Below are 14,050 nucleotides of genomic sequence, written 5' to 3' on the forward strand. Positions count from 1 at the left end.
TATCAATAAAATCTATGTTGTAAATGAACCTCGGCCCTAACTCTGAGTTGTGCACAAACTTAATGGGATTGGTATAACCACTTCTTGAAGATGATTTCGGCTCACCGTTGGTTTTGATTTCCAGTCGGAGCTGGGAATGACGGATTTAGTTGGCCAGATAGTTGTGAAGCAAGCAATATAACGATCTTTCATCGAGATGTTTTTTATCTCGACTCCACCATTTCAATTTTATTGAAACTCCACCCTCAAAATGTCTTCCATTTTGACTCCACCAGCGCAGCATCCCTCTAAAACAACAAAGCCCGCGTTCGCGGGCTTTGTTAAACTTACCAACTAGATAACGCCGGCAGACGAAACGATTGACCACGATAGCGCATCACCACAAATTGTGGTTGGATTTCTTCGATGACAATGCCTTCCGGGCTCATCCCCCCTTCAAAATAATCTTGCCCATTCATTCTTAGCCAACGACTACTAATATCCGAGGAATACATGTGCAATGAAAATTGAATCGCCGGGATCGTATTCCGATAGCTATTAGGTAGCTGCGTTAATAATGGGATCTCTTCCGTTTGACGACCATCGAAATGAGGATGGTCTTGGCTATCAAGCTTTGCTTCATCTCTGACTTGCTGCAGCGCGGCTTGCTCAAAATTGTCTTTGTCATCGGTATAGGTTTCATCGACCGCCTGGTTAAACGCCGCTAACAATTCCGGGGATATTTGTTCCTGCTGTTGCGCGCTCAATTCAATGATCGGCTTGCCGCGAGATTGCGTGCTGTGGCTATTGTCGCCTTGCCAAGGTTGCTCACTTGCCCTGTCGTCGTTGTCTTGAATTAACGGCGCATTTAGTTGATGCTTGGCAAGCGCCGCATCCACCTGAGCGGCAATCATCTGAGATTGCTGTTGTTGCGAGGCTTGTTGCTCGGCAACCGCTTTATCTTGTTGCAGGCGTTGTTGAAGCTGCCATTGCTCGCGGCGCAAGGTAACCAATTGTTGGTTATATGCCTGACCTTGTTGAAAATAATCTGCTAACGGATGCTTAGTTTGATAGCCGGCTCTTAGCGGCTCTTGTACCAACAGATTGTCGCTATCATTGGCTTCGAACCAGGTTTGTTGTATCCAGTTAGTACCACCAAAGAAAAGATAACTGCCGACAAATGCCAACAACGCCAACCCGATATATAGATATCTGCGCCCCTGTATGGGGTTCTTGGTTGATTCTTGATGATATTGTCGCAACGGATCAATATTGAGCCGTTGCTGGGTCACAGGATCTTTTTTCAGTGCATCAAGTATATAGGACATTATCCTTGTACTCCCTGCTGTTTACCATTCGCCAAAATGTTATTTCGCTTAGCTTGTAAGGGTTTTTGCGGCAATGGCGAAAATGCCCCCGGATTGGCAAGCATGATCACCGTGTTTAAATCTGCATAATCAAGAATCGCTATTCCTTTGGCTTGCTGAAAAAGCTGCATTTGGTTTAATAAGCGTTGATCGAATGTGCTTACTTGCCTGGCTGGTCGCTGTTGCGCTTGACTTAAGCGATCCTCAAGCCATTGTAATAACTTAATATCGGCATCGTTATCAATACGCTCGATAAATCCAGCGGGGGGTTGCCATAACAACAGAGCGGTACCGCGGTAATGCTGGTAGAGCCAATCCATACTGACCTTACGTTGTCCTCCAGCCAGATTTATGATGACGCCGGGGGCCTCCGATAGGCCCTGAGAGTTTTCATCTGAATTGGCGTTAATGACGCCATAAAAGCGTTCACCCAACTCATCCTGCAATTCGATAACCGCTGGGTATGAAAATGCCATTAACAGTGTTGGATCAGCTTGCAGCCAGTGACAACTCAATGACAAATCCAGGGCTTGTTGACACGCCTGGGTATCAGTGTGAGATAAAGTTAAATGCCAGGCATGAAACAATGATGCTAATGCCGGTTGTAAGTCTCTGGCAAGATTAATGTCCCGATTGCTTACCTGTTCCAACCTCGCAGATTGATTCGCCTGCCCCATGCTTTGGCCTTGCCAATCCGCGAGTTTCTTGCCGGCGAACGCAAACATCATTATCGCGGCTACCATTGCCGCCCCTTGCTTCCAGGGCGCCCACTCAAACGTAGACGTTTGCACCTCTCCTAACGTTTCATGTGCTGCTGCTTTAACTAATTTTTTGTCAACCTGAGTGACTTCCTGAGCATAAGCCGCTAGCAAAGCGCGATCACAAATCAGATTAATTAATCTGGGTACCCCTTGCGAATATTGATGCACCAATCGGATTGCCGATGGCGAAAATAAAGGCTGTTCACTACCGGCCACTTTTAGCCGATGTTTAATATACTGATCGACCTCTTGAGAATTTAATGGCATCAGGTGGTATCGTGCGGTGATCCGCTGTGCTAATTGCCGCAAATCCTGACGCTTTAGTAATAACTGCAGTTCTGGTTGACCGATCAGGATCACTTGCAGCAACTTCCGGGCATTGGTTTCTAAATTCGTTAATAACCGCAATTGCTCTAACACCTCGGCCTGCAAATGTTGAGCTTCATCAATGATCAATAAGGTCGATAAACCATTGCTGTGATTATCCAGTAAACGCTTAGAGATCAGATCGGTAAAAACTTTCAGACTCGACGTATCGGAATCGTATTCTATGGCAAGTTCATCACAAACCGAGGCAAGAAGTTCTAGTGCAGAAAGCGTAGGATTAATGATGTACGCCACTTGCGAATTATCTGGCAACTGCTCCAGCAAGCATCGAGAAACGGTGGTTTTGCCGGTTCCCACTTCACCGGTAAGTAAAGCAAATCCACCGGTTTCTCCTAATCCATAGCTCAAATGTGCCAAGGCTTCGCGATGGCGATCACTCATGAATAAATAATGAGGATTGGGCGCGATTGAAAATGGCACTTCTTGCAAGCCGAAAAAACCGGTATACCCTGTGAACATGGGGGTTGGTGTCCGTTATTTTTGTTTAATTAGAGCCGATGAAACTACCCTGAAGTCATACATAAGTCAAAAATTGACGCTACTGAAACATAACTTTTTTCGGTACACTTAGCTTTGTTAGCGTTACATGTATGTTATTAAAAAGGTTTATGTGCAATTTACGAACAAGCTAAAATTGGTGAATTGACACCGGTGAATCTAGCAATCAAAAATATGTTTGAAAATTGCCTATACTCGCACAAGCACCTTTTGCCGAATCCAAGTAACGCGTTGAATCATCCAATTATTCTTTCAGTATAGCCAGAAACAGTGAAATGAACTCGATAAAAGACAATGAGTTACAAACATATCTCGTCGGTGGCGCGGTGCGTGATCAACTATTGGGGCGAGCAGTTTATGATCGTGACTGGGTCGTGGTGGGTGCGCACCCTGAGCAAATGATCGAACAGGGGTTCACGCCCGTCGGTAAGGATTTCCCGGTTTTCTTGCACCCGCAGACAAAAGAAGAGTATGCACTCGCGCGTACCGAGCGAAAGCAAGGCAAAGGCTACACCGGATTTGTTGTACACGCGTCGTCCGATGTCACATTAGAACAAGATCTTAAACGACGAGATTTAACCATTAACGCCATAGCGATGGATAATGATGGCAATCTATATGATCCTTATGGGGGCAAACAGGATTTAGAAAATCGTGTCTTTCGTCATGTTTCTCAGGCATTTAGTGAAGATCCTCTGCGTGTGCTTCGTCTTGCCCGATTTGCAGCCCGTTACCATACCTATGGCTTTACTATTCACCCCGATACCCAGGTATTACTAAAATCCATGGTAGCGGGTAAAGAGTTAGAAAACCTAAGTGGCGATCGGATCTGGAAAGAAGTATCCCGGGCACTAACGGAGCCGAATCCAGAACAATTTATCGAAGTTTTGAGACATTGTGGCGCCCTGAAAGTGATTTGGCCTGAACTTGATGCATTGTGGGGAGTCCCGAATCCAATCGCTCACCATGGTGAAGTCGATAGCGGTATTCATACCATGATGGTATTACAAGAAGCCGTAAAGCTGACTGACGATATCGGCGTGCGCTTTGCTGCTCTATGCCATGATTTGGGTAAGGGACTAACAGATGAACAATACTGGCCATCCCATCACGGCCATGAAAAATCCGGCTTACCTTTGGTTGAGGATGTATGCACGCGTTTTCGGGTACCGAAACAAATGACCAATCTGGCATTGCGAGTGTGTGAATACCATTTACACTGCCATCGCATTAAAGAGCTCAAACCACAGACCATATTAAAGCTATTAAACGCGCTCGATCCCTGGCGCAATTCACAAGTGCTTGAAAACTTCGTACTTGCCTGTCACGCCGATAGCAGCGGCAGGTTAGGCAAAGAAGATAGTCCCTACCCTCAGGGAGAGTTCCTTCTGGAAGTTGCCAGCGAATGTAAGAAAGTACTCGCTCGACCGTTTGTCGAACAAGGATTGCAAGGTAAAGCCATTAGCGAAGCGATTGTTAAACAACGCGGTGCGATTATCGCAGAAATGAAGCAGAAAAGTTTTGGGGAGTGAGTCGAAGTCGGACGTGGAAGGTGGAAGTCGGAGGTGGAAGTGACTTTAAAAGGTATCTAAAACCACCACCTTCGAGATGTTGTTCATCTCGAATCCACCCTTTCATCTTCGATGAAACTCCACCTTCAAAATGCCATCCATTTTGACTCCACCGAAAATTGCTCTTCGATAACTGCTCCTCGATAACTGCTCCTGCGTTATTCTACCTACATACATCCTTGTATTAGTGCGTTATTCTACCTACATACATCCATGTATTAGTGCTTTTTCGGCATACCGACCATCCCTGGCCATAACCTCTTTAAACAAAAAGGTCCTGCAAGGACTTTTTAACTAATAAACCACACCAAAAAACCACCCAGTAATAATCGATAAATGACAAATGGCATCATCCCAAGTTTATCGACAAGGATCAGGAAATAGTGGATACAGGCATAAGCGCTGACAAAAGCGATACCGCTTCCTAATGCAATCGCCTGCCAGTCTACCGCTTCGGCACTGGTTACAAGTTTAAGCGTTAAATAACTGCCCGCCATGGCAATAGCTGGAATCGACAACAAGAATGAAAAACGCGCCGCAGCAGTGCGGGTTAAGCCCAGCATCAAGCCCATGGTCATGGTGATACCACTTCTCGAGGTACCCGGTATTAGAGCGATTGCCTGCGCCAGACCAATCATCATTGCACCTTTAAAACCAAGGGCACTAATCTCTTTATTCTGTTTACTTTTGATATCTACAAAGCCTAAGAGCAAACCAAAAACGATCGTAGTAAGAGCAATAACCGCTGCGCTTCGCAGGTGCTCTTCAATAAAGTCTTTACCTAACAGACCAAACAGGCCAGCAGGAATCGTTGCAAAAAGAATCCACCAGGCAAGTTGGCTATCGGCTGTGTGCTCTTTCTTCGCGATAGAGTTACCCCAGGCAAACAACATGTCGCCGACTTCCTGACGAAAATAAATCATCACCGCCAGTAGCGTGCCTACATGAACGGCCACGTCAAAAGCTAGCCCTTGATCCACCCATCCTAATAGCTGGGAAGGAAGAATCAAATGTGCAGAACTGGAAATTGGTAAAAACTCGGTGAGGCCCTGGATCAATGCCAGAATAATAATTTCAATGGTAGACATAAACTTACTCAGGCCAGGTAAATGGCACTTTCCTTATGATTTGTTTAGTTTTATCGTATTCCTGCCAGAGTTGCTGGTAACTTTTATTTAATACCGGATGTACCAAATTCGGCGCCAACTCGGCAAGCGGCCAAAGTACGTAAGCATTTTCAGGGATTTCATCCCTGGGTATTTGTACGGGCGAATCAAGTACTTGATCATCATAGAGCAAAATATCAAGGTCTAACTTACGGGCACTAAATTTTTTCGAAAAATCAATGCGGCCGGCGCCTTTTTCCAGGTTCTTTAAATCCTGCCCTACCTGCCCCGGGCTAACATCCGTTTCCACTTCCGCAACCAGATTATAAAAATGATCACCGGTAAAACCGACAGGTTCACATTCGTATACGGAAGACAGCGTAACCTCGCCATAATGTGCTTGCAGTGCTTGCACCCCGGCGATGATCTGAACGTCGCGGTCGATATTACTGCCGATAGATATAAACACTCTCGCCATTAGATGCGTGTGCCTCGCTCTATAATAATGCCTACGGCATCAGCCTGTTCAACGGCGGTAGGTTTGGCGATTTTAATTCGCACCCATGCGATAGCATATTTACGTTGCAGGGCATCGACAAGTCGCTGTCCCAGGGTTTCCAGTAAATCTACCGGATTCTCCTGACAAAACCTATCCACAAGTTCAGAGACTTCTGCATAGTCAATGGTTTTCGCCAATTCATCGTTTTCTGCGGCAATACGGATATCGGTAGCAAGTTGAATATCAAAAACCAAACGTTGTTTGATGTTCTTTTCCCACTCGTAATACCCAATCGTGGTATTAACTTTCAAGCCTTCAATAAAAATTATATCCATAATGGCGGATCAACCTGCTTTGAAAATGGTGTGTTGCAAATCATCAATTTGGATCGAATATAGAGTGTAAAAGCCCAATCGTCACCAAACCCCACGTTTATTTGGTTAGAAGCATTGAGAATAATAACTTGTAAACAAATATTAATAGGTGCAAATATTACCTATTAGATGCTGGAAAAACCACTAAATACCTTGTTAGAATGGGAATTCATTGAATTTTGTTTAATTTTTAACCGCCAACAATTTCGTCAAGGTGGAAAAAGCAAAACGGCGACGATAGCACTCAATTATGGTATGGATTTCGATTGGCATCATTATTCTGGCTTACCTGTTAGGTTCGATATCCAGTGCTGTGCTAATTTGCCGCCTGCGTGGCCTCCCCGATCCTCGTACCCAGGGCTCACAAAACCCAGGAGCAACCAATGTTCTGCGCATATCCAATAAAGCCACGGCTGGTGCGGTTTTATTTCTCGATATGCTTAAAGGCGCCGTTCCGGTTTACGGGGGGTTCTTATTAGGCGTTGAACCTAATTATCTCGGCTTGATTGCCATTGCTGCCTGCCTGGGTCACATGTACCCGATATTCTTTAGTTTCAAGGGAGGAAAAGCGGTTGCAACAGCGTTTGGGGCATTGTCAGCCATTGGTTGGACATTTTCCCTGGCCTTGATAATGACCTGGCTAGTGGTATTTAAAACCACGAAATACTCTTCTTTAGCCGCCATCGTTACGGTCTCTCTGGCACCTTTATATACGTTTTTCCTAAAACCGTTATATGTACAACAGGTTACCATGCTGTCGGTACTGATCATATTCCGGCACCGGGAAAATCTAATGCGGTTATGGCAAGGGGAAGAAGGCAAGATGACATCAAAGCCCGGTAACAAATAATATTTCACTGCCCTTCTCTTGATTACCAAATCGGTGGTTGCTACCATATCTGGTCAAACCAGTTAACCCTAACCATCCTATGAACCTTTATTTTCGTTTTTTCACCATGATGCTAACATCATGGTTTAAATCTGCTGTTGATGTTTTCGAACCATTTACTTCCAAGCATATCGTCTGGCCGACGGATCTAGATTTGCTGGGTCATATCAATAACGGCCGCTATTTCACCATTACCGACAATGTTCGGGTTGAGATGATGATCCGTGCAGGCCTGTGGCAGGCAATTCGCAAACAAAAATTTTATCCGGTAATTGCCGGAGAAATGGCACAATTTCGTAAGCCACTGTTGCCGTTTCAACGATATGAAATCATCACTCGCTTTAGTGGTTGGGATGATAAGTTTTTCTACGTAGAGCACACCTTTAAATCAAAGCGTGGCGTGCATGCGCTGTTGATGGTAAAGATTCGTATTATTAGTGACAGTGAAAAACGTATTTCACCAAAAGAGATGTTGGACTTAGTTCCGGATGCTAACGTTGATGCTATCAATGTTTGCCATATCGTTGATAAATGGAATGAAAGCTCAATGGATCATTGGCAGCAACTGAGCCGCTAAACCCAATTAGCTATTGCAAAGAACAAATCCAAATAAAAAAGAGCCGGTTTTCACATCGGCCCTATTTTGTATTCATTCGATCAAGGTCTCAGATTTTGAAACGTTAACTTCTATACTGGTGGTAAGGTATCCAGCGGCCACCTTGGTGTCGCCTGGAACGTCAGTTCTGCATCAACACCGGCTTTCAATCGCTGCATACCGGCAAACGCGATCATCGCCCCATTGTCGGTGCAATACTCCGGCCGCGGATAATACACATTTCCATTTAGCTTTTTCATCACCTGAGCAAGCTTAGCCCGCAACTCTTTATTTGCACTGACACCTCCGGCAATTACCAGTCGATTCAGCTCGCATTGTTGCAAGGCTCTTTTGCATTTAATGGTCAGGGTATCAATCACCGCTTCTTGAAACGCATAGGCAATATCCGCTTTGGTTTGCTCGCTATCATCTTCTTTATAGATAGTATTGGCTGCAAACGTCTTTAACCCTGAAAAACTAAAATCAAGACCCGGTCGATCGGTCATGGGTCGCGGAAATTTAAATCGACCTTTTGTTCCCTGCTCCGCCATTTTTGCTAATACTGGGCCACCCGGATAATCCAGGCCTAATAATTTCGCGGTTTTATCAAACGCTTCCCCGGCGGCGTCATCGATGGATTCGCCAAGCACCTGGTATTTACCAATACCATCCACTCGAACCAGCAGCGTATGTCCTCCGGATACCAACAAGGCAATAAATGGAAATTCAGGGACATCTTCTTCCAGCATTGGCGCTAACAAATGCCCTTCCATATGATGCACAGGTACTGCAGGTATTCCCCACCCATAAGCCAGCGATCGACCAATGGAACAACCAACCAATAATGCCCCCACCAGACCAGGACCGGCAGTATAGGCAACCCCATCGAGATCCGCCGGAGTCAGGTTCGCATCTTTCAGGGCTGCGTCGATTAAAGGCAGGGTTTTGCGGACATGATCTCTGGACGCTAATTCCGGTACCACACCGCCATAATCGGCATGCACATCGATTTGTGAATAAAGGCGGTGCGCCAGAATGCCCTGCTCTTCGTCAAAAATCGCAATGCCGGTTTCATCACAAGACGTTTCAATACCTAATATACGCATGTTTACTTACCTAAAATTAACATTTTCAGACACGTTCACCTGAAGGATCTCGAAATGATCGTGGGATAGACGGCGATCTTAGCGCCCGTCAGCAAATTTCACCAGTTGTTTTAAATAAAACTCGATTAAAACTTTACATCCAAGGATCGTTCAGATTAAAATACTGCACCATTTTTAAACAGCCCGGATATTTCTTTTTTTCCGGGTCAAAGTATTCACTAGAGGTGAGAGGCACAATGCCAGTAATTAAAGTAAGAGAAAACGAACCGTTTGATGTAGCACTTCGTCGTTTCAAGCGTTCATGTGAAAAAGCAGGTATCCTTTCTGAAGTTCGTCGTCGCGAATCTTTCGAGAAGCCTACCTGGGAACGTAAGCGTAAGAAAGCTGCAGCTGTTAAGCGTCACGCGAAGAAAGTTGCTCGCGAAAACGCTCGTCGTATTCGTTTATATTAATACTTTAAGGGATCTCCTGAAGTTATGAGTTTGCTAAGTCAACTCAACGACGAAATGAAAAACGCCATGCGTGCCAAAGACAAAAATCGTCTTGGCGTTATACGCATGGCGTTGTCAGCTATTAAGCAGGCAAAAATCGATAATCAAAAAGAAATGTCTGAAGATGACATTTTGGCACTGTTAACCAAAATGATTAAACAGCGCAAAGAATCGGTTGCCATGTATACCGAAGGTGGTCGTGAAGATATGGCCGCTTCGGAACAAGCTGAAATTAAAGTGATTGAAGAGTTTTTGCCTCAGGCATTAACCGCTGAAGAAGTTCAACAATTCATCACTCAGGCAATTGCCGACACAAGTGCCGCATCCATGGCTGACATGGGTAAGGTAATGGCAATATTAAAGCCGCAAATGCAAGGACGTGCCGACTTAGGCAAGGTTAGCGCTCAGGTGCGTACCGCACTTAACAGTTAACGCCTGCTAATTCCTGCAACTTCTTGTAAAGAAAATGCAAAGACAACCGTGCTAATAATGATTAGCGCGGTTTTTTTATCTTTGAAATTTATTCCGTTTTTATTAAGTTAGATAGCTGACAAGCAACCAATCGTTAGTGTAACTTAGTACTGTTAAATTCTTGCAACTCTTATAAGCGCAACTTGATAGGCCATGGCTGGATTAATCCCAAGACAATTTATTGACGACCTGCTCGCTCGAACTGACATTGTCGATTTGATTGATGCTAAAGTCGGTTTAAAAAAAGCCGGCAAAAATTATCAGGCCTGTTGCCCATTCCATAGCGAAAAAAGCCCTTCTTTTACCGTCAGTCGCGATAAACAGTTTTACCATTGTTTTGGCTGTGGTGCCCATGGTAATGCCATTTCATTTATCATGGAATACGAACGTCTGGAGTTTGTCGATGCGATTGAAGAGATCGCTAGCATTGCCGGTGTTGAGGTGGAGCGGGAACAAAATACTAGTCCGGAACAACAGCGCAAACAAGCTAAGATGCATGCGCAAAAGCAAGATGATTATCAGGTAATGGGGAATATTGCCCGTTATTATCAGCACACCTTAAAACATCATACAGACTCAAAAACGGTTATCGAATATCTCAAAGGAAGAGGCCTGAGCGGAGAAGTCGTTAAAAAATTCGGCATTGGTTACGCTCCTGATAGCTGGGATGGGGTGATGGGTCAATTCGGTCAGAGTCAACTCTTATCCGCACAATTGGTTGAGCTGGGAATGGCCATTCAAGGCGATAACAAACGACCTTATGATCGTTTTCGCGGCCGGGTGATGTTCCCGATCACGGATAAACGTGGCCGGGTGATTGGTTTTGGTGGCCGGGTGCTTAGCGACGGTACGCCTAAGTACCTGAATTCTCCGGAAACCCGCATTTATCATAAAGGCCAGGAACTATATGGTCTTTATGAAGCCAAAAAATACGCTAAGGATTTGCAGCGACTGGTTGTAGTTGAAGGCTATATGGATGTAGTGGCACTGGCACAACACGATATCCCCTATGCCGTGGCTTCACTTGGCACATCAACCACCATTGAACAATTGCAAACCCTGTTTCGCACCGTCAAAGAAGTAGTTTGCTGTTACGATGGTGACCGCGCCGGACGTGATGCCGCGTGGCGAGCGATGGAAAACGCCCTGCCCTTGATTCGTGACGGATATTCATTGAAATTCGTGTTTTTACCCGATGGTGAGGACCCCGATACCCTGGTACGCCAACAAGGCAAAGATGCATTTGAGAAAATTATCGATAATGCCAAACCATTGTCTCAGTTTATCTTCGAACATTTGCTATCTGCTGTTGATATGAATTCTGCCGAAGGGAAAGCTGCACTGATTGAGAAATTTCAGCCTTATCTGGCGAAAATGCCCGACAGCGTTCTTAAAGATTCCATCATTACCGATCTTGCCAATAAATTTGGCCTCGGTAGTGAGCAGCAACTTAGAAAATTAACTCAAGCAAAATCAAAGAGTTCTAACAAAAACAAAAAAGATGCAAAAAATAAAGTCACGCCAGTGCGTCTGGCTATTGCATTATTACTTGAGCATCCCCATTTAGAGGGAGTATTAGAAGATTTTTCAGTACTGGATACGATTGAATTGCCCGGTATTCATATTCTCAGGAAATTGCTTGAGCAATGTCGGGCTAATCCAGAATGCACTGGCGCACAGCTCGTTGAAAGCTGGCGAGATAGTGATATTGGCCCGGTATTATCCAAATTATTAATCTGGGAACATCATATCGAGAAAGACGCTGCTGAAGGCGTGTTTATCGATACCCTGGATAAAATTCTCAACACGTTTGTTGAGCAACGTACAGAAATTCTTTTACAAAAAGCACGGTTAGGACAGTTAAACTCGCAGGAAAAACAGGAACTTCAGTCGTTATTAAACGCGCAAAGCTAGCGTTTTCGGCTACTGGTATTTCTGAATTCGACTTGCTATAATTTCGGCCTTTACTGTTCGTATTTTGATAGCCAAATAGGTGGACAATCGTCGATGGACCAAGCCCCGCAATCTAGACTCAAAGAACTCATCACTAAAGGTAAAGAGCAAGGATACCTTACCTTTGCCGAAGTGAACGATCACCTGCCGCAGGACATTATCGACTCCGATCAAGTGGAAGACATCATCCGCATGATCAACGATATGGGTATTCAGGTATTTGAAAATGCGCCGGATGCCGATACATTGATGATGAGCGAAGCAAATACCGATGAGGATGCGGCAGAAGCTGCGGCTCAGGCTCTTGCCACGGTAGAAAGCGAAATCGGTCGTACTACAGACCCTGTGCGCATGTACATGCGTGAAATGGGTACGGTAGAACTATTAACCCGCAAAGGCGAAATTGTTATCGCCAAGCGTATTGAAGAAGGTATTCGTGAAGTACAACGCAGTGTTTCTGAATACCCACCCGCTATTAACTATCTCCTTGAGCAATGGGATAACTTTGAAGCTGAAGAGGTTCGCTTAAGCGACATCATTCTTGGTTTCCTTGATCCTGATGCTGAAGAAGAAGAAGCGCCAACAGCCACTCACGTAGGCTCAGAACTTTCTGAAGAAGAATTAGACGACGAAGATAAAACGGGTTCGGATAGTGATGACGACGAAGAAGAAGAGGATACAGGCCCGGATCCGGAGCTTGCCCGCGAGCGCTTCACCGAATTACGCAACCTCTATGAAAAAGCGAATAAAATCATCGCCAGCAAAGGCCGCGATCATAAAGATGCCGTTGCAGCCATTGATGCTATCGCTGAATTATTTAAAGAATTTCGCTTAATTCCTAAATTATTCGATCGCCTGGTTAAAAATATGCGTGATGTCATGGACAGAGTCCGTGTTCAGGAACGCTTGATCATGAAACACTGTGTGGTTGGTGCCGGTATGCCAAAAACCACATTCATTAAAGTGTTCCCGGGTAATGAAACCAAAATTGAATGGTTGGATAAAGAAATCGCAGCCGGTCACGCGTATTCAGAGAAACTGAAGCTTGCCAAGTTTGATGTTGAGCGTTGTATCTATAAGCTTAACGCGCTGGAAGAAGAAACTTACTTAAGCGTGCAAAGCATCAAAGACATCAACCGTCGTATGTCAATTGGCGAAGCGAAAGCTCGTAGAGCCAAGAAAGAAATGGTTGAAGCTAACTTGCGTTTGGTTATCTCAATCGCCAAGAAATATACCAACCGTGGCTTACAATTCCTGGATCTCATTCAGGAAGGTAATATCGGCTTGATGAAAGCCGTAGATAAATTCGAATATCGTCGTGGTTATAAGTTCTCAACCTATGCTACCTGGTGGATTCGTCAGGCGATCACCCGATCGATTGCGGATCAGGCGCGTACGATTCGTATCCCGGTGCATATGATTGAAACCATTAATAAGCTTAATCGTATCTCTCGTCAGATGCTGCAGGAAATGGGTCGCGAACCTACGCCTGAAGAATTGGCAGAGCGAATGATAATGCCAGAAGATAAGATCCGTAAGGTACTAAAAATTGCTAAAGAGCCAATCTCAATGGAAACACCAATTGGTGATGACGAAGATTCGCACTTAGGTGATTTTATCGAAGATGGTAGCGGTGAATTGCCTGTTGATGCAGCAACCACCGAAAACCTGAAAAACGCGACACACGAAGTGTTAGCAGGCCTTACTGCCCGTGAAGCAAAGGTTCTACGTATGCGTTTTGGTATCGATATGAATACCGACCATACCTTAGAAGAAGTTGGTAAACAATTTGACGTTACCCGTGAGCGTATTCGTCAAATCGAAGCAAAAGCGCTTCGTAAGCTACGCCATCCTTCCCGCTCTGAGCAGTTAAAAAGCTTCTTAGACGGCGAGTAATAACGTCTTCAGAAAAAGCCCGCTAACGCGTAACACCGATCAGATAAGCAATCGATCGGTTGACAGGTAAAAGGATCGTACGACAATAGCCCCATCAAATTGATGGG

The 14,050-nt window shown here is 44.9% G+C and carries 13 protein-coding genes; 7 read left to right on the forward strand and 6 right to left on the reverse strand.

The window, feature by feature from the left end; translation table 11 throughout:
* Nucleotides 1–326: 326 nt before the first annotated feature.
* Entirely contained in the window at nt 327–1,307 is a 981-nt protein-coding gene (locus ACHUFQ_RS16080) for a general secretion pathway protein GspB (protein WP_394176870.1), read from the reverse strand.
* Nucleotides 1,307–2,953 (reverse strand): ExeA family protein, encoded by a 1,647-nt coding sequence (locus ACHUFQ_RS16085; protein ID WP_394176871.1) that lies wholly within the window; start codon nt 2,951–2,953, stop codon nt 1,307–1,309. The genes ACHUFQ_RS16080 and ACHUFQ_RS16085 overlap by 1 nt, the downstream gene beginning before the upstream one ends.
* Before the next feature lie 314 nt (nt 2,954–3,267).
* On the opposite strand from ACHUFQ_RS16085, the gene ACHUFQ_RS16090 reads away from it, so the two are divergent.
* Nucleotides 3,268–4,524, forward strand: a complete 1,257-nt coding sequence (locus tag ACHUFQ_RS16090; RefSeq protein WP_394176872.1) for a multifunctional CCA addition/repair protein — start codon at nt 3,268–3,270, stop codon at nt 4,522–4,524.
* A 329-nt stretch (nt 4,525–4,853) separates the two neighbouring features.
* On the opposite strand, the gene ACHUFQ_RS16095 is transcribed toward ACHUFQ_RS16090, so the two are convergent.
* The 3 genes from ACHUFQ_RS16095 to folB are packed head-to-tail and all read right to left on the reverse strand — an operon-like array spanning nt 4,854 to nt 6,503.
* On the reverse strand, nt 4,854–5,651 hold the full coding sequence (locus ACHUFQ_RS16095; protein WP_394176873.1) for an undecaprenyl-diphosphate phosphatase: 798 nt from the start codon (nt 5,649–5,651) through the stop codon (nt 4,854–4,856).
* 4 nt (nt 5,652–5,655) lie between these two features.
* On the reverse strand, nt 5,656–6,147 hold the full coding sequence (gene folK / locus ACHUFQ_RS16100; RefSeq protein ID WP_394176874.1) for a 2-amino-4-hydroxy-6-hydroxymethyldihydropteridine diphosphokinase: 492 nt from the start codon (nt 6,145–6,147) through the stop codon (nt 5,656–5,658).
* Complete coding sequence (gene folB / locus ACHUFQ_RS16105; RefSeq protein ID WP_394176875.1) at nt 6,147–6,503, reverse strand: dihydroneopterin aldolase; 357 nt, start codon at nt 6,501–6,503, stop codon at nt 6,147–6,149. Before folB ends, folK begins: the two co-directional genes overlap by 1 nt.
* A gap of 289 nt (nt 6,504–6,792) precedes the next feature.
* On the opposite strand from folB, the gene plsY reads away from it, so the two are divergent.
* A complete protein-coding gene (plsY, locus tag ACHUFQ_RS16110) occupies nt 6,793–7,392 on the forward strand; it encodes a glycerol-3-phosphate 1-O-acyltransferase PlsY (RefSeq protein ID WP_394176876.1) in 600 nt (199 codons plus the stop codon).
* A 106-nt stretch (nt 7,393–7,498) separates the two neighbouring features.
* A complete protein-coding gene (locus tag ACHUFQ_RS16115; RefSeq protein WP_394176877.1) occupies nt 7,499–8,008 on the forward strand; it encodes an acyl-CoA thioesterase in 510 nt (169 codons plus the stop codon).
* Between the two features lie 110 nt (nt 8,009–8,118).
* On the opposite strand, the gene tsaD is transcribed toward ACHUFQ_RS16115, so the two are convergent.
* Nucleotides 8,119–9,132, reverse strand: a complete 1,014-nt coding sequence (gene tsaD, locus ACHUFQ_RS16120; protein ID WP_394176878.1) for a tRNA (adenosine(37)-N6)-threonylcarbamoyltransferase complex transferase subunit TsaD — start codon at nt 9,130–9,132, stop codon at nt 8,119–8,121.
* A 236-nt stretch (nt 9,133–9,368) separates the two neighbouring features.
* Between tsaD and rpsU the strand changes: the two genes are divergently transcribed.
* The 4 genes from rpsU to rpoD all read left to right on the forward strand — a co-directional run bounded on the left by rpsU (nt 9,369) and on the right by rpoD (nt 13,943).
* Nucleotides 9,369–9,584: a 30S ribosomal protein S21 gene (gene rpsU / locus ACHUFQ_RS16125; protein ID WP_136734521.1), complete on the forward strand. Its 216-nt coding sequence runs from the start codon at nt 9,369–9,371 to the stop codon at nt 9,582–9,584.
* Nucleotides 9,585–9,608: 24 nt separating this feature from the next.
* Entirely contained in the window at nt 9,609–10,055 is a 447-nt protein-coding gene (locus ACHUFQ_RS16130; RefSeq protein WP_394176879.1) for a GatB/YqeY domain-containing protein, read from the forward strand.
* A 192-nt stretch (nt 10,056–10,247) separates the two neighbouring features.
* Nucleotides 10,248–12,008 (forward strand): DNA primase, encoded by a 1,761-nt coding sequence (gene dnaG, locus ACHUFQ_RS16135; RefSeq protein ID WP_394176880.1) that lies wholly within the window; start codon nt 10,248–10,250, stop codon nt 12,006–12,008.
* Nucleotides 12,009–12,101: 93 nt separating this feature from the next.
* Nucleotides 12,102–13,943, forward strand: a complete 1,842-nt coding sequence (rpoD, locus tag ACHUFQ_RS16140; protein ID WP_394176881.1) for an RNA polymerase sigma factor RpoD — start codon at nt 12,102–12,104, stop codon at nt 13,941–13,943.
* Nucleotides 13,944–14,050: the final 107 nt, after the last annotated feature.

This window comes from Thalassotalea litorea (genome assembly GCF_043642205.1).
Taxonomy (GTDB): domain Bacteria; phylum Pseudomonadota; class Gammaproteobacteria; order Enterobacterales; family Alteromonadaceae; genus Thalassotalea_A; species Thalassotalea_A litorea.

Bases quoted from the DNA above. Each gene is read 5' to 3' on its own strand.
- ACHUFQ_RS16095 (WP_394176873.1), bottom strand. From the start codon at position 5,651: ATGTCTACCATTGAAATTATTATTCTGGCATTGATCCAGGGCCTCACC.
- ACHUFQ_RS16080 (WP_394176870.1), bottom strand. From the start codon at position 1,307: ATGTCCTATATACTTGATGCACTGAAAAAAGATCCTGTGACCCAGCAA.
- rpsU (WP_136734521.1), top strand. From the start codon at position 9,369: ATGCCAGTAATTAAAGTAAGAGAAAACGAACCGTTTGATGTAGCACTT.
- ACHUFQ_RS16115 (WP_394176877.1), top strand. From the start codon at position 7,499: ATGATGCTAACATCATGGTTTAAATCTGCTGTTGATGTTTTCGAACCA.
- ACHUFQ_RS16085 (WP_394176871.1), bottom strand. From the start codon at position 2,953: ATGTTCACAGGGTATACCGGTTTTTTCGGCTTGCAAGAAGTGCCATTT.
- ACHUFQ_RS16130 (WP_394176879.1), top strand. From the start codon at position 9,609: ATGAGTTTGCTAAGTCAACTCAACGACGAAATGAAAAACGCCATGCGT.
- tsaD (WP_394176878.1), bottom strand. From the start codon at position 9,132: ATGCGTATATTAGGTATTGAAACGTCTTGTGATGAAACCGGCATTGCG.
- rpoD (WP_394176881.1), top strand. From the start codon at position 12,102: ATGGACCAAGCCCCGCAATCTAGACTCAAAGAACTCATCACTAAAGGT.
- folB (WP_394176875.1), bottom strand. From the start codon at position 6,503: ATGGATATAATTTTTATTGAAGGCTTGAAAGTTAATACCACGATTGGG.
- plsY (WP_394176876.1), top strand. From the start codon at position 6,793: ATGGTATGGATTTCGATTGGCATCATTATTCTGGCTTACCTGTTAGGT.
- folK (WP_394176874.1), bottom strand. From the start codon at position 6,147: ATGGCGAGAGTGTTTATATCTATCGGCAGTAATATCGACCGCGACGTT.
- dnaG (WP_394176880.1), top strand. From the start codon at position 10,248: ATGGCTGGATTAATCCCAAGACAATTTATTGACGACCTGCTCGCTCGA.
- ACHUFQ_RS16090 (WP_394176872.1), top strand. From the start codon at position 3,268: ATGAACTCGATAAAAGACAATGAGTTACAAACATATCTCGTCGGTGGC.